We start from the raw sequence: 23,502 nt of genomic DNA on the forward strand, positions 1-23,502 counted from the left end.
AAGTAGACCGAAGTATACACGAGCATGTGGCATTAGGAAAAACCATTGTAGAAAACAAATGGATGAAATACGATCATGCAGGACGCTTAACCAAGGTGGAGTTGGCATACAGTGGAGCAGTAAACAAAACACGAAGCACCATTGCCGAAATGCTTTACGATGAGTTGGGACAGTTAGAAACCAAAAAGTTAACAAAAGCAGGTCGAAACCTTGATTACAAGTACAACATCAGGGGTTGGCTTACTCAAATGAATGCCTACAGGCAATCAGGCGGATCGGGCAGAGGCTATGACGAATTTGGTTTTGCCCTGAATTACCAATCCGGCTCTACAACATTTGGCGGAGAAGATCAGTTTAACGGGAATATTGGCAGCATGGAATGGTGGAGCAAGGTAAGCGGAGTGAGCAATCATCGCCAGGCCTATGGCTACACCTACGATGCACTAAACCGCATTAGCAAAGCCGATTTTAAAACCTACAGTTCAGGCTGGAGCGATGCTTCGGGTTATGATGTAACAGGCATTACCTACGACCTGAACGGAAATATAATGAGTCTGAACCGTTACGACAAAGGCAACCACATCGATCAATTGGGCTATGGCTACAATGGTAACCAGTTAAGTTTTGTGAACGATGGCAAAGATGATAACAAAGGATTCAAGGAATTATCGTCTACCAGCCTGGAATATTCGTACGATGCCAATGGCAACATGACAAGGGACGACAACAAGAAGATCTCAGACATTGATTACAACCTGTTGAACCTGCCGGAGTTTGTAGAGAAGAAAGATGCCGCCGACAAGGTAAGAAACCTTGCCTATGCCTACGATGCATCGGGTGTAAAACTTGAAAATCGTTTGCCGGACAGCAAGAAATTACAATATTGTACTAACTTTGTGTACGAGAATGGCTCTTTGAAATACATCTTGAATGATGAAGGCAAGCTGAATGTTGGAGACGGTAGCAATACCTACCAGTTCTTTGTAAAAGATCATTTGGGCAATACACGCCTGTCGGTGCGTGAAAGTGGAGAGGTAGAGGAATTAAATCATTACTACCCCTTTGGAATGCGCATAAACATGTCTGACAGCAAGACTGATGCAGACCAAAAGTATTTGTACAACGGTAAGGAGTTGCAGGAAGAGACGGACTGGTTGGATTATGGGGCGAGGATGTATGATGCTAGTTTGGGGCGTTGGCATGTGATAGATCCACTAACAGAAAAGGCATTTGATTGGACTCCTTATAGATATTCGTTTAATAATCCAATTAGATTTATTGATCCTGACGGGATGTTTGAAGTTGATAAAGAGACTGCAAAAAAATATCCAGATTTAGTTAAGTTTTTACAGGGTATGTTAGAAGCATGGAATAATAAGTCTGATGAATTTAAACAAGCTTTTTATGATACAAGTGGTTTGACTTCTGAACAAACAACAGAAATGTTAACTTATGGGAAGGGGCCTAAATTGGAGGTTACTGAATTAGATAAGGATACTAATAATGACGGTAAGATCGACCGGAAAGTTAATGGAACTACTTCCATAAAAAAAAATCGTCAAACAGGAGAATTAAAAAATGCTGCAGATGGTCAAGGACTCATTAGGTTAGATAATGATGTTGTTGGAATGTTGGAGAATTCTAAAAGTGATAATGATAAGTGGGTTGGTGGAATAATGGTTGAATCAACTCTTTATCATGAAGGAACTCATTTTGGTAACGTTAAAACTTCAGGAACAAGAAATGGAACTTATACAGAATCAGGTAAAGCTTTTGAGAGAAAGGCTTATGGAAGAGATGTTGGACGTTCAAATGTTAATAAGTTTCGTAAAAAAACTCCTGTTTCTACCTCTTCAACAGGAATTGTGAATCCAATAGTTCTTCCTTTAAACTTAATAATTGATTAAAATGAGATTATATATATTGGTTATTTTTATAATGTTGTTTTCATCTGTTGTTTTTTCTCAGCAGGAAAAATGTGTATTTTTTAAACTAGTTAACACTTCTATTAAAAATGAAAATTTAAACTTGAAGATGTCTATAGAAAATACGGGGGATACAAGTTTAATTGTCTATAAGCCAAGTCTAGAAGCAATTTGTTTGAGTATTCTGAAGGTTTCATTAATAGATATAGAAAGTGGGGAAATTTATGATGTCTTTCCATGTGAAGAAGTAATTGACTTAGACGGTATAAAAGTGAATTATAAAGATTTCATTTGTTTGAATTCTCATGAAATATTTGCAGTTAATTTGTCTTTCTCTTTGAATGACATAGTTCCATATTTGATGAAAAATAAGAAGTATTCAATTAGGAGTAAATTTTTGTTATCTGGTGTAGATTTCTATCCTAAGAAAGAGGGCTTAGTTCAAAGTGATTTAATTTCAAACAAGCTTCCAATTTTTTATTAATCCCAGATAGTCCGAGTTGACTGTTAGTTCGAGCGTCTCGCTCGGATTCTGCGCAGCAGTAAATTAAGAAATAGGATACAACCCACTTGCATTTAGAATGTGAGTGGGTTTATTTTTATAAAAGAGTTTGTAATTTAGTTTTGGTAATAAAAGCGTCGAGAAATGCATATACCATTTTCTTTTCTTCGGGTTTCATTTTATCGACTTCTTCAATTCGTTTCAGCATCTCCTTATTTATGAGCTTTTCAGATGTACCTACCAAATAATCCAAAGAAACTTCGAATACATCAGCCATGCGCTTGGCAATGTCAATAGATGGAACTGCATCACCACGTTCATAGCGTCCTACAATCTCACGAGAAACCTGAATTTGTTTAGCTAGTTCACTTTGCGACCATCCTTTTTGTTTTCTCAGTTCTGTACCCCCAGATAGCGCGAGTTTATGCAGACCGCTAGTTCGAGTCTGTGACTCGGACTCTGCGCAGCAGAAAATCAGGAAATAAAATATAACCCACTTGCATTTAAAATGTGAGTGGGTTTTTTCGTTCATTATTTTTTAATTGCCATAAGCTTGTCTTGCTTTAAAATCTCTAATTGCTAAGTCCAGAAACCTAACTACCATTTGCTTGGTATCTCCATTCATCTCCTGAATAACTTGGAATTTATTAAAGAAGTCTTTGAACTTTTTGTTGGTCAGCATTGCATTAATAATTTTAAGAATAGTTTGCCCCAGATGGCGCGAGTATATGCTGCCCGCTAGTTCGAGCGTTTCGCTCGGACTCTGCGTAGCAGGTCATCGGAAAGTAAAATACAACCCACTTGCATTTAAAAATGTGAGTGGGTTTTTTCTTGCAAAGCAGAAGACCGATCAACAATTATTTCTATGCAAAATAAACTACTTTCTTTACCTTCAAAGAAGAATCTAAGAAAGGAATGTTTTGAGTCGGAAATATAAATTCAATAACAAAGAAGGATTGTACTTTGTAAGTTTTGCAACGGTTTATTGGATTGATGTATTTGTGCGAGAGCAATATTTTTCAGTCATTGTTGAGAGTTTGAAATATTGTTGCAAGAAAAAAGGAATGTGTCTTTTTGCTTATTGTATTATGCCTAGTCATTTGCATTTTATTTTTAATGATGGAGATTCTAATCCGGGAAAATTGTTGAAGGAATTTAAAGTTTATTCATCAAAGCAAATTCAAAAAATGATAGAGGAAAATCCACAGGAAAGTAGAAAAGAGTGGCTGCTTTGGATGATGAAAAGGGCAGGTAAAAAAAATAGTAATATAACACATGGGCAATTTTGGCAGCAAAATAATCATCCTATAGAATTGTGGAGTAATAAAGTAATAACTGAAAAGTTGAACTATATTCATAATAATCCTATAGAAGCTGGTTTTGTTGAAGAGGCACATCACTGGAAATATAGTAGTGCGAAGAATTATGCAGGTGAAAAAGGACAGGTTCAAGTTGTATTGTTATAAATTACCGACTGCTTCGCAGAGCACGAGCGAAAGACGCTCGCGCTAGCTTTTAGACTCTACTGGTTCAAATTTATATTTCTAATTCAAGCGTTCCACTCGTATCTAATTTTCGAAGAAAATAATTTAAACACAACCCACTTGCATGTAAAAATGTAAGTGGGTTTATTTCTTGTACTTCCTGCCTTCTCACTCGCTGCCATAAAAAAATCAAAGCAATCCTTTCCTGAGGAATTCTTGTTTTAAATTAAGTCAACCAACATGCGAAAGATAATTTTCTTAATGAATTGATAATAAGTTTAAAATCATTAAAAATAATTTTGGTTTGTAAATCAAAAGGTTTTAAATTGATTAATGTTTATTAAACCAAAAAAATAATACAATGTATACTACTTTTAATGAAAACATGGAAAAGCATCGCATTCTACTTTGGAATGCTTCCGCAGATGCAAGTATTCAACCTCGTTTGGCTCTTTATGGCTACACACCCGAAAAATTACAGGAAGGCCAAAAACTGTGGGAACAAACCAATACCTATGGTCAGCTGCAAGACAAAGAAAAAGACGAGCAAAAGGCAGCTACCAACAAGTTCAACGAAAACTGGCAACAGTCCATTTCCGAAATCAAAAGATTTAAAAAACTGGCTCGCTTGGTATTCGATAATGATCCCAATGCATGGAACATGCTAAAGCTTGATAGCCTAAACATATCCAAATTTGCCGATTGGTATGCCGATACCGATTTGGTATACACCAATATTTTGGAACACGAAGAGTGGATCATCAGCATGCAAGGCTTTGGTTACAGCAAAGAAAGTATAACAGCCATGCAGAGCAAGTTGCACAACTTAAAAGCACTACAACAAACCAAGCAGCAAGAAATTGGTGATGCACAACAAGCTACCGATCAAAAATGGAACTCATACAATCAATTAAAAGATTTTTGTTACAAATTGCGCGAAATAGCCAAAATAGAGTTTGAAAACGATCCTCAACTACTCGAAAAATTAGGCATTCTGGTTCGTTCCAATGCATAATATTAACGCGATAAAAACATTTGCCGATTCAAAAAGAGTCGGCATTTTTTTTGGAATAAATGAAAGCATAATCCACTTCCTGCAATTCCTGATTTGTAAGCAGGAATTATTGAGAAGAAGGTTTCCACACAGAAATAGCAAAACCAAACATTGTTGTGATTGTTTGGTAATCAGAAATATAAAATTACCATTCTGAATTCATAAATGAGCATTCTGAAATGCCAAATTAACGTACTGAAATTCCACTTTATTCACCTGAATTCATAAACCAAGCGGAAGAAATCAAAAAACACCATTCTGAAATTCTACTTTAACAGGAAGAAATGACACAATGGCAGTCAGATATCATTCCTAACCATTCTGAAATAACACAATGTCAGGTTAAATAGGTCTACCATAAGTTTGTTCGGGAGAAATTCTAATAATTGTTTTCCAATAGATAGAAGGTATTAGGTGAATCAATTGATTTGCTTTGAATATTCTACTTCTTGTTTATTGTACTTTAATGTTTTTAGCAGCTTACTTCTCAGACCTAATACAAACAACTACCATTTATTGAATTATTATTTAATTCTATTTCCCCTAAATGTATTCATTGATTTTCATGTTTAAGTTAATTGCATTGTGAATCGTTTTATTCTGCAATTAAAAATATATGATTAAAGAAATGAAAGAATTTTAAGGGTAATTAGAATAATATTTATTTCATCTAAAATTATATTGGTTAAATGTGTTAATGTTTACCTAATGAGATGCTTATGTTATTATTGTACTTGTCTGACAATTAATGTTATTTCATTTTGTTTGTAGAAATTGCCATGTTGTATTTTTTTGAAAACACATTAAAAATCAATATAAATAAGAGTTTACTGTAAAAATAAATGAATCTATAGGGTTACCTTTTTAGAATTTAAAGAATACATAAATAAGTGCTATTAAAAACTACATTGGTTTGATTTAATTTAGTAGTCTGCTTGTTTAAAAATTATAATAAGATAAGTGAATTCAATAAATAATATTCAAAAAAGATAAAAGTCTATAGGTGTGCTTATGATTAAATTAGTTTTGAATGGTATTAATTAAAAGATAGGTAAGAAATAATTTAGTTAATAATTGTAAAAAAGAAATAAATGATAGTTTGTCGTATTGCGTCTGCTTTTGGTACAGCGTGAAATACTATAGATAAAAGTGATTTTAGGATAGTAATTAAAAATAAAACTTAATAACAACAAATAGTAACATGAAATATGGAATTATAGGCATGTTTATCATGCTGTTGCCGTTTAATTTATGGGCTCAGTTAACAGATACCGGTAACAAGGTAGGAGTGGGAATTACAAAACCTGAAACAAAGCTACATATTAAAAGTAGTATTGCTCCATCGGATATCTTCCCTCCATCATTGCATAATGATTATTACCTGAACAAAGATTATGATGTTCTTTATCTGCAGCGTTCTTCAAATAGTCTTATTGGACCATCTGTATTCCTAAAGGGTACTAACAATGGAAATAGTTATTCAGCCCGTTTAGCACTCTTATCTGCAGGAGGAGCCAATAGTAATTTGTCATTCTTAACGAGTACAAATAATGGTTATAAACAACAAGAGGTAATGCGATTAACTTATGATGGTAATCTTGGAATAGGTACAACTTCTGTTGATGCCAGATTGAAAATTAATGGCGAAAACTCCTTTGATGCCAGTCATATTGCAAATAACCAAGACCTAATATTACTGAAATCACCAGACCCTGGGAATGGTGGATACTTTTCAGGGATTACTTGGCAAATAGGGAGTAGAAGAAGAGCTTCAATTGTGGCAACAAGAGAGCACGATGATACGGATTTTGTGGGTCTTGCTTTTTTTACTCAAGGTACCGATGGTCCAGGTCCAATGTATGAAAGCATGCGAATTACACGAAGTGGGAATTTAGGAGTTGGAATAAAGAATCCTTCTGAAAAACTGCATGTTGCTGGAACCATTCGTGCAGAAGAGATAAAAGTGCAAGCTCAAACCGCCGATTTCGTTTTTGAAGATGACTACCATTTAAAAGACCTTTCCGAGGTAGAAGAATTCATTAATACAAACAAGCATTTACCGGATATACCATCGGCCAAGCAAATGGAAGAGAATGGCGTTGGTTTGGCTGAGATGAACAAGCTGCTTTTGCAAAAGGTGGAGGAGTTGACGCTCTATGTTATTGAATTGAGAAAAGAGAACTTAAAAAATAAAACTGAATTTGAATCTAAATTATCAGAAATAGAAAAGAAACTAACGACTCAAAACTAATATAAGTATCTATGATGAAAAAGATTTTAATGCTAAGCTTTTTGTTTACAATTGCTTTTAATGCTATTTCTGAAGAAGTAATTACAAAAAGTATTTATAAAGGCTCCTTTATTGTTAATGGTGATAAAAACAAATATTATCCAGTTGTATTTAGATATTCTAATGCCAATAGAATTAATCATATTAAGATTTCACGAGCTTACAGTGAGTCTGGTCCTACAGAGCTTTCACCTACACATAAGGGAGCTTTAACTCTTGATTTGGAAGTAAACTTTGGAAGTTGGGGCGGCGCAGCATTTGATTGGAGAATTATGGATCTGCGCCAACATTACCATGAAACTTTTGGGGGTGCCATGTATACCATGCATTCATATGGATTTTTAGTTTTTCTAAGAGGGGGAGGTTTTATTTATCATTATGAATGTGACTATCCATCTAATTTGCTTGTGGCTGATGTCAATAATTTGAATGTAATACTATACGACAGTTCAGATGATAAGTATGATGTTTTTGCGCCAAATCCTATAAATGAACCTATGTATGGATTGATAAATTCTCATAAGAATGATCACTGGAAATTTATCAAAGGAAAACCCTTTGATCATCGTGGACATTTGGGGATTTTAAAGAAAGCATCAAACTACCCATTGGATGTAGAAGGTGCGATTCGTGCTACTGAAATTAAAGTAGAATCAACAGGTGGCGCCGACTTCGTTTTTGAAGACGACTATCAATTAAAAGATCTTTCCGAAGTAGAAAAGTTCATCACGACAAACAAACATTTACCAGATATTCCATCGGCCAAGCAAATGGAAGAGAATGGCGTTGGTTTGGCTGAGATGAACATGCTGCTTTTGCAAAAGGTGGAGGAGTTGACTTTGTATACTATTGCATTGGAGAAGAAACTTCAGGCAAGAAGTGTACAAATAGAAAACTTTAAAGAATTGGAAAAAAGAATAACAGCATTAGAGGAAAATCAAAAGTAAAATAAATAACACCACTTTAAAGCTATGAATAAAATCGTTCTATTACTTATTGTTGTTATTGCAAGCTACAAATTGCAAGCACAAGCACAGATAGAATCAAGTCCTATCTATTATAAAGACAGTTATGTAGGATTAAACTACAGTAAACCTATTTCCCCATTGCACATATCTATCGGAGGAGCAGATGCTGAATATCCAACAGATATTAGCAGAGGAGATGTGGTTTATTACTCTCAGAGCTATAATAATGCTTTAGAAATAGGTAATTCTAGAGGATTTAATGCCCGTAGAGCGTGGATTTTAGCAAGACATAGTTCTAGCCCTTATTTAATGCATTATAGCACCTTACATCTACAACCAGATATTGGAAATAAAACATATTATAAAGGAGTTGCTATAGGTTTTCCAACAAATACAACTCTACCAAATCAAACTCATTTAGCTGTGGCTGGAAATGTTGGGATTGGTACAGATGCACCCAATGCCAAATTAGATGTAAAAGGTATGATCAAAGCCACCGAAATAAAAGTACAGGCCCAAACCGCCGATTTCGTTTTCGAAGAAGATTACCAATTGAAAGAACTTTCCGAGGTAGAAGAATTCATTACTACCAACAAGCATTTACCAGATATTCCATCTGCAAAACAAATGGAAGAGAATGGCGTTGGCTTGGCTGAGATGAATAAACTGCTTTTGCAAAAGGTGGAGGAGTTGACCTTATATACCATTGAGCAAGGAAAACTATTGAAGAATCAAGAGGTGAAAATTAAAGGCAAAGACAAGAGAATTTCAGTTCTGGAATCTCGATTGGATAGGCTGGAATCTTTAATCTTAAAAAGTAAAAACTAATGAGAAAATTTATTTTATTGTTTGTATCCTTATTGATAGTTGTTTATTCTTTTGGACAAACAAATCTTTTATCTTCTAGTGGTAATGTAGGGATTGGAACTACATCTCCTATTGGTAATCTAGAGATTGCAAATTCTTTAGGAGCGAAACTTTCATTAAGTACAAATGGATTAAATGGCTCGGCGGCATCACCATTGCTTCCTTCTATTGATTTTCTTGGATTTCAAGATGGCAATAGGGCAAGAATTTCAGCTGTTGAAAAAACTTATAATACGTATGGGTCAAAACTATCATTCTTTGTGAATGATGGGACCTCTGCAACAAATTTAAAAGAGCGTTTAACAATCTTACAAAATGGCTATGTAGGAATAGGAGTTGAAAATCCTTTCCAAAAACTACAAGTTGAGGGTAATGTGTTGATGGATGTTTATAACAACATTGGCAATGAGGGAGGGCTTTTTTTTCGAAAGGAATTTAGTCAAACAGGTAAATACAATCTTTCAATACTTGCTTATGATCATTGTAATGGGGGTGGTAGTCCTGATGGATTAACAATTTCAGGATTTGATGGAGTAAGTTTTTCTACGGGTTCTAATGATAGAAATGAAAGAATGAGGATTGCCTACAATGGCAATATAGGTATAGGTACCACTGATCCAATAGAAAAAATACATGTAAAAGGGAATCTGCTTTTGGACGCATATAACTGTGACGGAGTAGAAAATGGAATTTTCTTCCGTAAAGATTTTAGTAAATCAGGTAAATACAATCTTTCAATACTTACTTATGATCATTGCAACGGAGGGGCTAGTCCGGATGGACTAACAATTTCAGGATGTGATGGAATCAGTTTTTCAACAGGTTCTAATGATAGAAATGAAAGAATGAGAATTGCTCAGAATGGTAATGTTGGAATTGGAACTACCACTCCTGTTTTTTTATTAGATGTTGCTGGAACCATGCGTGCTGAGGAGGTAAAAGTAGAAGCGAGAACCGCCGACTTCGTGTTCCAAGATGACTATCAATTAAAAGATCTTTCCGAAGTAGAAGAATTCATTACTACCAACAAGCATTTACCGGATATACCATCGGCCAAGCAAATGGAAGAGAATGGCGTTGGTTTGGCTGAGATGAATAAGCTGCTTTTGCAGAAGGTGGAGGAGCTGACACTGTATGTAATTGACTTAAAAAAGACAAATGAGAAGCAACAAAAACAAATTGATAAACTACTAGTAGAGAATGAAAAAAAATAGTCTAATTCTGATTGCTCTGATATTTGTATTTACCAATCTGAAAGCGGAAAAGTTAAGTTGGGAAGGAGTTGTAAGTTTTACTCATAATAAGCAAAATGAAGTGGCTTACCTAGAATTGAATGATATTGCAATTACTGGAGCCATAGAGGTGACCATATTTGGAGGGTGGAATCGTTCTGCTTCTTTTGGAAAGTTGACTCGACTTTTTTCTTTTTACCACCCAAAGGGTCGTAATGAGATTCATGAATATTCATCAGAGGTAATTACTGCACATGGCAATATTGCCAAGACCTATGGTATTGGAGATATGATAGCTCATAATAACAAGATTCGTATTCCTATCTATAAATTGAATGCCTATTCAGCGACAGGCATGCACGTTCATATAGACATTTATAGCAACGTAGCATCGACGATTAAAAATAATTTAAGCTTAACAGAGACTTTTTCGGAAGATATTGGCCCACGTCCAGTAAACAAACGATCGTTTAATACTTTGGCGATTGGGAGTGATAAAATACCCAATGGGTACAGTTTGGCAGTAAAAGGCAATGCTGTATTTGATGAGGTACAAGTTAAAGCAACTACCAATTGGCCAGATTATGTATTCGAAGAAGATTATTCAATTCAATCGCTTGAAGAAGTGGAGCAATTTATACAGAATAACAAACATCTTCCGAATATGCCTTCAGCTAAAGAAGTAGAAAGCGAAGGGATTGGTTTGGCTAAAATGAACAAGCTCCTACTGCAAAAAATAGAGGAATTAACTCTTTATACCATAGAACAACAAAAGATATTAAAGCAACAAGGGAATAAGATAGAAGAATTAGAAAAACGAATCAATCAAGAAAATAACAATGACTAATTTAAAATATGTACTGGCATTGGCCATTGCTATGTTTTGTGGTGAGGTTTATGCACAAGTTGCAACAAGTATTAAGGTAGTGGATACAAGAGATATAGTTCCATTGCCTACAGATTACAATGCTGAGGTAAAGTTTGAATTTAAACATAGGGGAACTATTAGTGTTCCAGGAGCTGGAAGTTATTCTGGCTTGTTTACCATAGCCCCTTGGTCAGATAACTCTGGCAATAAAACTCATCAATTAAACTTTAATGATGGAGGTCTTTTTTATCGAAATGCTTTGCCTGAAAACTCCAGTTGGGGGACTTGGAAAAAAGTGTTGATGTTGGATAGCGATAATCGTTTGGGAATTGGTACAGAGTCACCATTGGTAAAATTTCATGTTGGGGGCTCATCAATTATCGAACAAAGAATTCAGCTAGGAAATTATCAGTCAACTTGGTTGAACGATCAAATAAGTGGCTATTCCAATGGAATTCATATTACTGATGCCGCATTATTTGTTCCTGTGCATTTGAACTCTGCATCTGATCTGCGGATGTATATTGTGGATGATAGTAATGACGCATTCTCCATTTGGGGTAATACATGTGTCGGAGGAAGTTGCGGAGATTTGAATGCAGCATCTCAAATAGTTCGCTTTGAAGGCGGAGGAAACGTTTTATTTAATGGTAACATAGGAGTTGGAGTTACTTTTCCTACAGCAAAAATTGATGTTGATGGAACCATTCGCGCCACCGAAATTAAAGTTCAGGCTCAAACAGCCGATTTTGTTTTCGAAGACAGTTATGAATTAAAAAAACTTTCCGAAGTAGAACAGTTCATCACAACCAACAAACATTTACCAGATATTCCATCAGCCAAACAAATGGAGGAGAATGGCGTGGGTTTATCGGAAATGAACAAGTTGCTTCTTCAAAAGGTGGAGGAATTAACGCTCTATGTTATTGAATTAAAGAAGGAGAATGAAAGATGTCATGCTCGCATAGATTCCTTAGTAACAATACAACCTTAATAATTATGAAAAAAATAGGATTGCTTTCACTTACATTTTTAGTGTTCAATATTGGGTTCGGACAAATATATGCCCCTGAAATTCAGGTTAAGAATATTCCAAATAATTCAGTAGGTATTGGAACTCCTAATCCTTACTATATGCTAGATTGTAGATTTGTAAATACTGATACCAAGTTTTTAACAGGAAACTCAGGTAATTGGGGGGCAAATGGAATCAGGATAGAAAACCAGACTTCTACGTTAGGTGGAATGTCTAGTTTGCACTTTAGAATAGGAACTTCGGATACTCATCTAGCTACGATCTATAGAGGTGAAAATTTATCGGATTTAGGGATCTTTTTTGAAGGTGCTTTAACTCATCTGTTTAAGCCTGGATTATTTGGACTTGGAACTGCAAATCCATATTACTCTATGCATTCGGTTTTTAATAACTCAAATACATCATTCACAGGAGGGAACAATGGAAATTATGGATCAAATGGACTTCGCTTGGAAAATAAAAGTTCCGTTTTAGGAAGTATGTCTGCTCTTCATTTAAGAGTAAGTGATGCTGATACGCATATTGCTGCAATTAGACAAGGAAGTAATAATGCAGATCTGGCAATATTCTCTGAAGGTGCAGAAACTGTTCGTTTTAAAAAGAATGGAAATGTAGGGATTGGCAAGAATAATCCCAATTACAAATTGGAGGTAAATGGCGTAGTAAGAGCAAATTCATTTAGTGCAGTTGCTCCTCCTTGGGCTGACTTTGTATTTCATGATGATTATCAATTGTCCAAACTAGAAGAAGTAGAGGATTTCATTAAGCGCAATAAACATTTGCCTGGTATACCATCGGAGGCACAAGTGAAAGAAAAGGGAGTTGATTTGGTGGAAATGAACAAGTTGTTATTGCAGAAGGTGGAGGAGTTAACTCTATATGTAATCCGACAAAATAAAGATTTGAGTAAACAAAAAGAGTTGATTAAGAAATTATTACAAACACAAAAAACAAATCAATGAAAAATATAATAACAATATTTCTTTGTCTCCATGTGAATATGTTAGTAGTTGCACAAAATGTCGAAGAAGATGTGTTAAATCAACTTTGGTATACTCAACATACAGGATCAACAAATGCTGATAAGTGGGTTCGGATTGCGACATGCACAAATACTTACGCTTTCCAAGATTTTGGTACTGTGTTTGAATTGTTTGGTAATGGATCCTCATGTAGCACATACTTTTATGGAAGACTAACTGCACGATTTAAAAGGCAAAGTCCAAATCCTGGCCCAGCTACATCAATGTCGTTAATCCTTCATGATTCTAATATTGGTACGGAGAATATTAAAGGAGTAAGGAATGGAGCAACAATTGATATCTATTTAAAAATAAATATGTATCACACTAGATATTATTTTAGAAGATTAATTAGGGCTAATTCCAGAATTACTGCTTTACAAGAAGAACCTTTTCTAAATAACCTTCCTTCAGGTGACCTCATAATTAATTGTGTTGACGCAAAGGTTTTTGCTTCATCTTTAGATGTTAAAGGTACAATCAAAGCCAAAGAAATTAAAGTAGTAGCCCAAACCGCCGACTTCGTATTCGAAGACGATTACCAATTAAAAGATCTTTCCGAAGTAGAACAGTTCATCACTACAAACAAACATTTACCAGATATTCCATCGGCCAAACAAATGAAAGAAAATGGGATTGGCTTGGCCGAAATGAACAAATTGTTGTTGCAGAAAATTGAAGAGATGACATTGCACATAATTGAGTTAAATAAAAGAGTTTACAAATTAGAATCTGATAAAAATGAAAAATAAGATAATTATACTCTTTCTTTTAATAACAGCATTCTCAAATTTTCGATTATTTGCTCAAAATACCATTAAAAAAACAGTTGAAGTTGACCAAGCTGGTTGGAAAAGAGTTTTGTATGGTAATAATTCTTCAGGAAGAGGTTATGGAAAATTAACATTGTTAACAAAAGGAGGAGCTACAACGCCTCATGTTTGTGAAATTAGTTGGTTTAAAGGATGGTCAAATTATGGAGGAATTAATGTTGTATCAACATCAAGTGGAGGATATTGGACTGAATGTAGAATTACTTTTGATGGAGATAAATCATATGTCGAAGTCTATTTTACCAAGAGTATTCCACTATTAGATGTTGTACTAGATCAAGAGGCTTGGGATGGTTCTGGAGTATTTGACGGTATATTACCAGATGGAGGTGATTTGGTTATTACGGATGCTAAAATAGGTCGTGTAAATTATGGAGTACATGATTTTTATTTAAGTCATTCGGGTAAACTTGGTATTGGAACAACAAAACCATCAACAAAATTAGAGGTTGCGGGTACAATCAAAGCCACAGAAATTAAAGTAGTAGCCCAAACCGCCGACTTCGTATTCGAAGACGATTACCAATTAAAAGATCTTTCCGAAGTAGAACAGTTCATCACGACAAACAAACACTTGCCGGATATCCCATCGGCCAAACAAATGGAAGAGAATAGCGTGGGCTTGGCCGAAATGAACAAGTTGTTATTACAGAAGGTAGAGGAGTTGACTTTGTATGTGATTCAACAGCAAAAAGAAATTAGTCAACTAAAAGCGAAGGAAGAAAAAATAGAACAGCTAGAGACTGCTATTCAATCCTTAATAAATCAAAAAAACGATTCCAAATAACTCATAAGAATGATAAAAGTGAACTTTTTAATACTAGCAGTTTTGTTGATTGCTGGTAAACCTCTTTTAGCACAAACACAAGTGCCGGAAAATACATCCAGTCCAATTTTTTATAAAGATAAAAATGTAGGAATAGGAGTTAGTGAAATAAATGCACAATTAGTAGTTGGCAGTGAATTTGGCGCTCTGGTTTCAGGTAGTTCAGGTGGATGTGGTGTTTTTGGATCAAATCTAGCGGTGTATCAAAGAGGCATGAATCATAATCAACTTTTTACACCATATAATCACGATAATAGTTATGGATATTCTGGTATGGTATGTCAATGGGGTAGTATTTACTTTCATGCTCAGTCTGGTAATACTACTGCCAATAAAGTGGTTTCTGCTCCTCGAATGTTTATCCATAATTCTGGTAATATAGGTATTGGAACCATCTCTCCCGATTACAAGTTAGATGTGAATGGAACCATCCGCACTCGTGAACTTAAAGTAGACATGCAAGGTGCCGACTTTGTATTCGAAGATGACTATAATCTTCGAAGTCTAAATGATCTGGAAGAATTTATCCATAGCAACAAACATCTGCCCGATGTTGCACCTGCAAAGGAAATGCAGGAAAATGGTGTCAATCAGAGCGAAATGAATCAAAAGCTATTGCAAAAAATAGAAGAGCTTACACTCTATATTCTCAAGCAAGAGAAAAGAATCAATCAATTGGAACAAGTACTAATCAAAAATCATAATGAATGAAAAACTATTTATTAATTTTTTTAGTCCTGATCTCAAGTGGATCTTTTGGTCAGACTTTAACTCAAATTCAAAAAAGAAATGCACGAGCCACTGGCTATGCAATTGTAGCCTCTCGCAATCCTGGGATAAAATTTTCCATTTATATGATCCCATGGGATGGGATTAATACTTTGGAATACAATGCAAACAAACAGATTAATCCTGGTTGGCATGCACAAGCTGCGGTAAAGGGTAATTATTTCTATCAAAGTTTCGATGGAATGGATTTCACCCATTATAGCTCGGTTGTGTTAAGTCAAGAAGAGTTTGATAAATACAAAGACAAAGGTACTCAATGGTGGATTGTTTGCAGTACTCTTCCTCCATATTCTGATAAAAGGAAAAAAATGCAAGAGCTCGAAGTAAGTGGGGATGCTATTTTACGATCTAATGTTGGAATAGGAACTGCAGCTTCCTCAAATTACAAATTGGATGTGAATGGAAGTATCCGAGCACGCGAACTAAAAGTGGACATGCAAGGTGCCGACTTTGTATTCGATGATGACTATAATCTTCGAAGCCTAAATGATCTGGAAGATTTTATTCAAGCTAACAAACATCTGCCCGATGTTGCACCTGCAAAAGAAATGCAAGAGAATGGTGTCAACCAAAGCGAGATGAATCAATTGTTGTTGCGGAAAATTGAGGAGCTTACGCTTTATGTGATTGAGTTAAAAAGAGAGAATGAGAGGATGAAAGTTCAAGTGAATCATGTTAAGGAATCAATTAAGAAGTAGAAGATCTTAATAACATATTGAGCTGAAAGGATAAAAAATAAATTTCAAATAATGATAAAAAGTAAAAAAATGAAGAAGAATCTTGTATTAGGAGTTGTGTTAACAGTTTTTGTGGCATTTGCAGTATGGATGTTTATGGAAAAAAGACAAGTTGCTTATGTTGATACCAATGTATTAATGGAAAACTACAAGGGAATGATTACAGCGAAGAAAGAATATGAAGGAAAAGTGAAAGTATGGAAAGCCAATGTAGATTCTTTGATGAAGAATTGGGAGGTAGAATTGAAAGTCTACGAAAAGGAGCGCACATCTATGTCAAAGAAAGAGATCAAGTTAAAAGAAGAACTACTAAGAAATAAGCAGCAACAAATTGGGAATTATCAGCAAGCTATTCAAGAGAAGGCAATGAAAGAGGAACAAATAGCAACTCAAACGGTGGTCAACCAAGTGAATGACTATATCAAGGAATATGGAAAAAAACATGGTTACGACTTTATTTATGGTGCAAATGGTACCGGAAATATTGTGTATGCAAATAAGGATTATGATATCACCGAAGATGTTTTAAAAGGATTGAATGATGAGTATACAAACTAGTAAGAAGAAATATTTGATTTACTCTATTATTGGGATGGTTTTATTCGCTTTTGGGTGTAAGAAAAAACTAACAAGAGAAGAGCTTATTTCATACCTAAATGAACCAATGAATGGATTGGTAAAGGAAAAAGTGATTAATGGAGTTGATATTCAACTGCAGGTCAAACATCCTGATTTGTATGTAGATCAACACTTGAAAGCATTTCCAGATAGTTTACGTGAAACTAAACTCTATGAATTGAAAAAGCAGTATGAAGAAAACTTATACCTGCAACTTTCCCTTGGGATCAACAACAATGAAATATTAAAGGCCTTGGTGAATACACCTCAGTATACCACTATGGTTAACCGTCTTTCATTTGGAATGAGGGATTTTGTAGTGTTAACTACAAATAATAAAGACACTCTGCTTTTAAAAAGTTGCACATATGTACCAACCTATGGAATGGCGAAACACAATTCTGTATTGTTTGTGTTTGATGAGCAGAAAATAGCTCAGGCTGAATCTTTAAAGTTTCGCATAAAAGAAATGGGACTGGAAACAGGTGAGGTTTCTTTTAAACTAAAAACAAAAGATATAAAATCTATACCCAACCTAAATTTTAATAAATAATGAAACTAAAATTAGTAAGTATCTCCATATTGCTCATGCTGGCAATATGGAACGGAAAATTAATGGGGCAAAATACAGGACCGGCAGCTCCGGAAGCCATGTCGTTTGAACCCATAGATGCGACAGATATGGTCAACCTGCTTTCGGGTGACTTCTCTTATGTATTACCCTTAATTCACGTACCAGGCCCGGGAGGAGGATTCTCTATGCCTATTTCGTATCATGGAGGTATTGCCATGGATCAGGAAGCCTCTTGGGTTGGATTAGGATGGAATATAAATCCAGGCTCCATAAATAGATCTGTTAATGGATTTGCTGATGATGCACTTCTAACTCCTACCGTTGCTATAAGAACAAAAAAAAGTCAAGAGTATGTTACACATAGAGTTGACGCAGGAATTAATTATAGCGGAATTAGTGCAGGAATTTCTTTTTCATGGGGAGATAATAGATCAATTGGAGGACATTATGGTTTAGGGTATGGAAATGCTGAGATTGGTGTTTCAGCAAGGTATTCTTTTTCTTCAGGCAAAACAAGTGTTGGTGTTTCAGCTAGTTATAATGAGATTGGGGCAAGGATTAGTAATTCTGGAATAGGAGTATCTGCCGGTCCATTATCGGTTAATTATGATAGTTATGGATTGAATGCTGGCGTATCTTTAAGTGCTATTGGGGTGTCATTCTCTTCTGGTGGGATTGGAGTAAATGCTCTTGGTGTAGGATTTAGCATAGTTGAAAAAAATGCAGGAAGTGATAATGATATTCGAAAGTTTTCTAAAGATTTATTAATACCATTATATACGCCTTGGTTTTCAGTTTCTTACTCAAGATCAAAGTTTTATTATAAGTTTTATAAGCGAGATCATTATGAGACATGTGGATTATTGCACACTCCAAGTGGATATTCTGATAAAGTAGAAGATGGAGTGACTGTTCAGAATATGTATAGGCTGATGGATGTTTATTCATTGATGGATAATTCTTTTGATAGTACATCTGATAAAAACTCTAGAAATTCAAATGAATTTTCTGCTCACGATAATTATCGAATTAATTCACAAGGATTAAATGGAACAATGACCTCTAAAGTGATGAATGGTGCTCTGATAGCTGGACAAGGTGTTGATTTAAATTATGATGGTAATGATTTAATAGAGTATACAAGATTTAAAACAACAATAAATCAGAATTTAAGAATGCATGATGATTTATTTTTTTCATTAGATAATGGTTATGATGCATTAACTAGAGTTAAATTTAATCAAAGTCTATATTTATCTGATGGATTGAATGAAAATTATTTTGAAAAGGAAATTTCGAATAATTCAAAAATTAATAGACGAGGGGGTAAAGATTATGTAACATATTATACAAATAGGGAAATTGTTGAAAATTTTGAGTTAGTAACTTCGAAAGGATTTATTGAAACTGAGGATATTGATCGAAATGAAAAAACAAGTTCAGATGTAGAAGTAGAAGATATTCAGGTAGTCACACTTAATGGTGGTACGATTCCGATTGGTAATCTAACTTCAATAAATAGTGAAAAGTTAGATCTGGATGGTATTGGAGCATATTCAATTGTGGCTTCAGATGGCAAAACATATCATTATTCATTACCAGTTTATCAGTTTGAATCGATTAGAAGAAAAAATTATAATTCGGATGGTGATTTTGAAGAATATCAAGACTTAGGAAAGTACGCTACGTCATGGCTGCTAACGGCCATCACAGGTCCTGATTTTATAGATAATGGTAATGGTAAACTTGATAATGGTGATAAGGGATATTGGGTTCGATTTACTTATGGAAAATGGACAGATGGTTACATTTGGTCATATCCTTATGATTTTGGGTCCAAAGACTATTCTACATATGATGGAGATATTAATTGGGGACGCAAGCAAATTTATTACCTAAATTCTATTTCGACAAAAACACATACTGCTCATTTTGTAAAAGACTTTAGGGAAGATGCATTAAGTAAAAAAATAACTTATAATAGGTTTGATGAGTATGGAAAGTCATATAAGCTATATTATCCAGGTCTAGGAGTGATTATTGTTACACCTTCATCAAAAATTGAATATAACACTCCTGATAAGATAAAACCTTTAAAGTTATCAAAGATAGTTTTAGCAAAAAATTCAGATTCGGAGAATGTCAGTAGTAAAAAACATAGATTAACTAGAGTTAATAGTGATATTAGTAAAATATCTAGTAAATCCTTTTATTCTGGGGGGAAGAAAGAAATTTTATATGCAAGTAATTTTACTGCAAATGAATCGGAAAATGTGCTTGATCATAATGATATGGTGGATTTTAATTTTGATGATGCTTTACAAATTATAGATTTCAATTATGACTATTCACTTTGTGCGAATACACCAAATTCAAACGCTGATAATAAAGGAAAGTTGACGCTTAAATCTATTCATGTGAAAGGGAAAGGGGGAGAAAATATATTGCCTCCTTATCTATTTGAATATCATGAAAATGGACAATTCAATTCTGATTTGAAGGATATTTGGGGTTATTATGAGAGTGATCCAAAGGCTTGGAGTTTAAAATCTATTACAACACCATTGGGAGCTAAAATTGAGGTTGATTATGAAGAAGATTCTTACAATAGAGAAGTTGTGCGGAATGAGAAGATCAAGTATGAATTGAATAACTACAGTTTTAATTATAGTGAAATTAGTGCCAGTGAGATAAATGTAAATAAAGTTATCATTGAATTGGAAGGTGATATTGATTTGAATAGTGCATTTAAAGTAGGAGATAGATATGGAATTTACTTGAAACTAGGACTACATTATCTTGAACATGATGACGTTTGGGAAGGTCAAGGTTCGTATAACGTAGATGAGAAATTGATAAACACTTCAAGTGAGTTACTCCTTATTTCTAATAATAAATTAATTTTTAGATTGAATGAGAGATATGATGTTCCTTCGGGAAGTAGATATGATTTTAAAGGAGTAGATTCTGAAAAAATTGAAGAAGGATACATAATCGGAAAGAATGCCCATTATCAGGGAGAGGGTGGAGGATTGCGCGTCGCAACCTTGAATCTTGTGGATGAAAATGGAGAAAGTTTTAAAACAAAATATACTTACAATATTCCTGGAACCAATACTTCTTCTGGGGTGACTATTTATGCACCTGTTGATGATGGGAATAAATATTGTGATTATATACCTTTTAAATCAGAATTACCTACCCCAGCTGTAATTTATGAATACGTTACAGTTGAAGAATGTGGTAAAAATGAGACTTCTGACTTAACAACAGAATATCAATTCGAAGTCTATGATCAAGTAATACAATCCTCTAATAGTTACAAAATCGGAGAGCAATTTCAATTTACAGATGTACAGGGAAATTCTTATTCTTCGGAAAGAAAATCCATATTTATATCAAATTTTGGTTCTATTGGACGATTACTAAAAAAATCATTATATAATAATAAAGGAGATTTATTAAATAAGACTATAAATCAGTTTAAATCTTTATCCAATATTAACTATGGTTTATCTCAAGAAACTTTTGTGTCTGATAAGATATACAAAAAGAAGGTAAATGGAAGCTGGACTGAGAAGAGATTTTTAAATACTACGAGTAAAATTTCTTATCCGAGTGTATTAAATAAGATAGTGACAATAGAAAATGGACTTACCTCTGAGCAAATAAATCTAGAATGGGATAAGAAAACAGGAAAAGTAACAAAAGTGAAGTCTGTAAATCCCAAAGGAGAAGAGTATATAAGTGAAGTTATACCAGCATACACAAAATATTCTGCTATGGGATCCAAAATTTTGGATTCTTCCAACAAGAATATGTTATCCCAAGAAACAGCCAATTACCAATACAAACTTGTTAATGGAGTGCCAAAATTGTTGAGTGCGGGAATACAAACCTGGGAAGATGATTGGGTGTACAGAAAACCTACTATGATGGGTACTTATGAGGATGAACCGATTACTGGTATCTGGAGGAAGCATGAAAACTTTGTTTTGACAGCTCAAAGAGATGATAAAGGATTAATTAACAATTGGATTGACTTCAATTGGCTCTGGAATGAGGAGCAGGCAGAAGCCAATAATTGGATAAAGACAAATGAAATCACTCGATACAATGAGTATTCGGCACCACTTGAATCAAAGGATATAAATGGAAACTATATTTCTACACAGTATGATAAATCTGGTTTAAATGTAATTGCAAGCGTTTCTAATGCCCGATGGAAGGAGAAGGCATACACAGGTTTTGAGCAGTACCAGAAAATTGGTACTGTTTCTAGTTTTGAAGGAGAAATTAGTTCAAGCGGAAGTAATGTGATTGCAATGGCCAGTGAAAGCTTATTGGCAGATGAAAGAAATGGTTTGAGTGCTGTAAGTGGAATTCAAGCTCATACAGGAAATCAGTATTTAAAAATGGTAGGAACCAATATCATTAATTTACCAGAAAGAATTGCAGCCAATCCATCTAAACCGAACGATTTTGTGCTCTCTTGCTGGATACATAAAAAAAGTGCGTCTTCAGCAAAATTCAAAGTGAGATATGCCATGCAAACCATGTCGGGTACGGTTTATAATGAGAAAAGTGGTGGCGATAAGATACAATTTGGAGATTGGATACTGATGACCTATCATTTCTATCTACCAAGTACTTCGGCTAGTTTTTCAGACGTTCAAATAGCTACCAATAGCAGTTCTGATGTTGTATATCTCGATGATTTTAGATTACATCCACTAAATGCCTCAATGAATTCATATGTTTACGATAATCACACCGATGAGCTTATTGCCATATTGGACAATGAAAATATTGCAACAAAATATTTTTATGATGAGGCAGGTAATTTAGAGAAAATAGAAAAAGAAACACCTGATGGGTTCAAAAAGGTAAGTGAATATGATAATTACTATGCAAATCAGGTGAATGCTGTGGTTCCGAGTATTTCAGGATTTAGTTTAAGTATGATTCATGATAGTAGGGACTTTGGAGGCATGCAAGTTAAATTGAACCATACTGTCAATACAACTCCTACAGAATATTGCATTAGTATAGATGATTCCAATTTTACAAATTGTAGTTGGAGATCATATTCTGGCAATATAACAACTTATCTACCATTAGGGGATCATAGGGTTTACTTTAAGGTAAGAAATATACTATCTCAGGAGTCTAATGTGGTATCTGCTAACATCAACAATTACTTTAGTGTTTCTCTTAACAAATCTAACTATTATACAGGAGATAGAATTTCAGGTACTTGTTATTTTAATTCATCATATACTAGAAATAAGAATTTTAAAGTTTATAAGAATGGTGTTTTTATAAAACAGGTATACCCAACATTTACCAATGATGGTCCTTCTGGTGAACTGTTAAGGCCTGATTATTTGGAGGGAAATTCTACTAGTCAATCTTTTGATTTTAGTTCTTCAGGATTATCATTAGGAGATTATGAATTGAGGGTGATAGATGTTATGGATCAAAGTTTTTATAAAACAGATCGTTTTTCTATTGTTAGCAGACCTCCTAGCCCTTCATGTACTGGTCGTTATGACGCCAATACCAATATGCTAACCGCATCGTGGAGCAATTTTGGCTGCAATGAAGTTTATATTTATTTGAATGGAAATTTGCTGGGTACATACAGTGGATCTGGAGGAAGTGGTATGCAACAGATAAGGGTACTCTCTCATATGATAAATACTGGGGGTGTTGAAGATCCAAGAGAGCCAATGAGGATGGAAGAAGAAAGAATTATAGAAGAAGAACTTTCGGGACCAGAAGGTCCAGGTACTAATATATTACTAGTGCGTTGCGTAAGTGGTAGCACATCCGCTGAGACTTTGGTATTGGTTTTATCTGAAATGCTTTAATAAC

The 23,502-nt window shown here is 34.6% G+C and carries 20 protein-coding genes; 18 read left to right on the forward strand and 2 right to left on the reverse strand.

Annotated features, from left to right (window positions below):
- Together DF185_RS22550 and DF185_RS22555 are read left to right on the forward strand one after the other, a co-directional pair.
- On the forward strand, positions 1 to 1,907 hold a 1,907-nt coding region (locus tag DF185_RS22550), incomplete at its 5' end, for an RHS repeat-associated core domain-containing protein (protein ID WP_317046857.1).
- Between the two features lies 1 nt (position 1,908).
- Complete coding sequence (locus DF185_RS22555) at positions 1,909 to 2,409, forward strand: hypothetical protein (protein WP_133250130.1); 501 nt, start codon at positions 1,909 to 1,911, stop codon at positions 2,407 to 2,409.
- Between the two features lie 115 nt (positions 2,410 to 2,524).
- Here DF185_RS22555 and DF185_RS22560 read toward each other — a convergent pair whose 3' ends face one another.
- Positions 2,525 to 2,959, reverse strand: coding sequence for a helix-turn-helix domain-containing protein (locus DF185_RS22560; RefSeq protein ID WP_110363963.1), 435 nt, complete (start codon positions 2,957 to 2,959; stop codon positions 2,525 to 2,527).
- A 6-nt stretch (positions 2,960 to 2,965) separates the two neighbouring features.
- On the reverse strand, positions 2,966 to 3,109 hold the full coding sequence (locus DF185_RS23665; RefSeq protein ID WP_165836105.1) for a hypothetical protein: 144 nt from the start codon (positions 3,107 to 3,109) through the stop codon (positions 2,966 to 2,968).
- Positions 3,110 to 3,347: 238 nt separating this feature from the next.
- Here DF185_RS23665 and DF185_RS22565 point away from each other — a divergent pair, with 238 nt between their 5' ends.
- The 16 genes from DF185_RS22565 to DF185_RS22640 all read left to right on the forward strand — a co-directional run bounded on the left by DF185_RS22565 (position 3,348) and on the right by DF185_RS22640 (position 23,498).
- Complete coding sequence (locus DF185_RS22565) at positions 3,348 to 3,893, forward strand: REP-associated tyrosine transposase (RefSeq protein WP_110363965.1); 546 nt, start codon at positions 3,348 to 3,350, stop codon at positions 3,891 to 3,893.
- Positions 3,894 to 4,272: 379 nt separating this feature from the next.
- A complete protein-coding gene (locus DF185_RS22570) occupies positions 4,273 to 4,926 on the forward strand; it encodes a PQLLE family protein (protein ID WP_110363968.1) in 654 nt (217 codons plus the stop codon).
- A gap of 1,240 nt (positions 4,927 to 6,166) precedes the next feature.
- Positions 6,167 to 7,216 carry a hypothetical protein gene (locus DF185_RS22575; RefSeq protein WP_110363970.1) on the forward strand — a complete coding sequence of 350 codons (1,050 nt, stop codon included), beginning with the start codon at positions 6,167 to 6,169 and terminating at the stop codon, positions 7,214 to 7,216.
- 11 nt (positions 7,217 to 7,227) lie between these two features.
- Complete coding sequence (locus tag DF185_RS22580) at positions 7,228 to 8,202, forward strand: hypothetical protein (protein WP_110363972.1); 975 nt, start codon at positions 7,228 to 7,230, stop codon at positions 8,200 to 8,202.
- Between the two features lie 24 nt (positions 8,203 to 8,226).
- Positions 8,227 to 9,051, forward strand: coding sequence for a hypothetical protein (locus tag DF185_RS22585; protein ID WP_110363974.1), 825 nt, complete (start codon positions 8,227 to 8,229; stop codon positions 9,049 to 9,051).
- Positions 9,051 to 10,304, forward strand: coding sequence for a hypothetical protein (locus DF185_RS22590; protein ID WP_110363976.1), 1,254 nt, complete (start codon positions 9,051 to 9,053; stop codon positions 10,302 to 10,304). The genes DF185_RS22585 and DF185_RS22590 overlap by 1 nt, the downstream gene beginning before the upstream one ends.
- A complete protein-coding gene (locus tag DF185_RS22595; RefSeq protein ID WP_110363978.1) occupies positions 10,291 to 11,169 on the forward strand; it encodes a hypothetical protein in 879 nt (292 codons plus the stop codon). Before DF185_RS22590 ends, DF185_RS22595 begins: the two co-directional genes overlap by 14 nt.
- The gene (locus tag DF185_RS22600) at positions 11,162 to 12,184 is read left to right on the forward strand and encodes a hypothetical protein (RefSeq protein ID WP_110363980.1); all 1,023 of its coding nucleotides are present in this window, start codon (positions 11,162 to 11,164) and stop codon (positions 12,182 to 12,184) included. The genes DF185_RS22595 and DF185_RS22600 overlap by 8 nt, the downstream gene beginning before the upstream one ends.
- Before the next feature lie 5 nt (positions 12,185 to 12,189).
- Positions 12,190 to 13,188: a hypothetical protein gene (locus DF185_RS22605; RefSeq protein WP_110363982.1), complete on the forward strand. Its 999-nt coding sequence runs from the start codon at positions 12,190 to 12,192 to the stop codon at positions 13,186 to 13,188.
- The gene (locus DF185_RS22610) at positions 13,185 to 14,000 is read left to right on the forward strand and encodes a hypothetical protein (protein WP_133250131.1); all 816 of its coding nucleotides are present in this window, start codon (positions 13,185 to 13,187) and stop codon (positions 13,998 to 14,000) included. Before DF185_RS22605 ends, DF185_RS22610 begins: the two co-directional genes overlap by 4 nt.
- Complete coding sequence (locus DF185_RS22615) at positions 13,990 to 14,868, forward strand: vacuolar protein sorting family 37 protein (protein ID WP_110363986.1); 879 nt, start codon at positions 13,990 to 13,992, stop codon at positions 14,866 to 14,868. The genes DF185_RS22610 and DF185_RS22615 overlap by 11 nt, the downstream gene beginning before the upstream one ends.
- A 9-nt stretch (positions 14,869 to 14,877) precedes the next feature.
- Positions 14,878 to 15,618 carry a hypothetical protein gene (locus tag DF185_RS22620; RefSeq protein WP_110363988.1) on the forward strand — a complete coding sequence of 247 codons (741 nt, stop codon included), beginning with the start codon at positions 14,878 to 14,880 and terminating at the stop codon, positions 15,616 to 15,618.
- Positions 15,615 to 16,394 (forward strand): hypothetical protein, encoded by a 780-nt coding sequence (locus DF185_RS22625; RefSeq protein ID WP_110363990.1) that lies wholly within the window; start codon positions 15,615 to 15,617, stop codon positions 16,392 to 16,394. Before DF185_RS22620 ends, DF185_RS22625 begins: the two co-directional genes overlap by 4 nt.
- 69 nt (positions 16,395 to 16,463) lie before the next feature.
- The gene (locus tag DF185_RS22630) at positions 16,464 to 16,991 is read left to right on the forward strand and encodes an OmpH/Skp family outer membrane protein (RefSeq protein ID WP_110364012.1); all 528 of its coding nucleotides are present in this window, start codon (positions 16,464 to 16,466) and stop codon (positions 16,989 to 16,991) included.
- Complete coding sequence (locus DF185_RS22635) at positions 16,972 to 17,604, forward strand: hypothetical protein (RefSeq protein WP_133250132.1); 633 nt, start codon at positions 16,972 to 16,974, stop codon at positions 17,602 to 17,604. The genes DF185_RS22630 and DF185_RS22635 overlap by 20 nt, the downstream gene beginning before the upstream one ends.
- A complete protein-coding gene (locus DF185_RS22640) occupies positions 17,604 to 23,498 on the forward strand; it encodes a hypothetical protein (RefSeq protein ID WP_133250133.1) in 5,895 nt (1,964 codons plus the stop codon). Before DF185_RS22635 ends, DF185_RS22640 begins: the two co-directional genes overlap by 1 nt.
- Positions 23,499 to 23,502: the final 4 nt, after the last annotated feature.

The sequence above is a fragment of the Marinifilum breve genome (genome assembly GCF_003202155.1).
GTDB lineage: Bacteria > Bacteroidota > Bacteroidia > Bacteroidales > Marinifilaceae > Marinifilum > Marinifilum breve.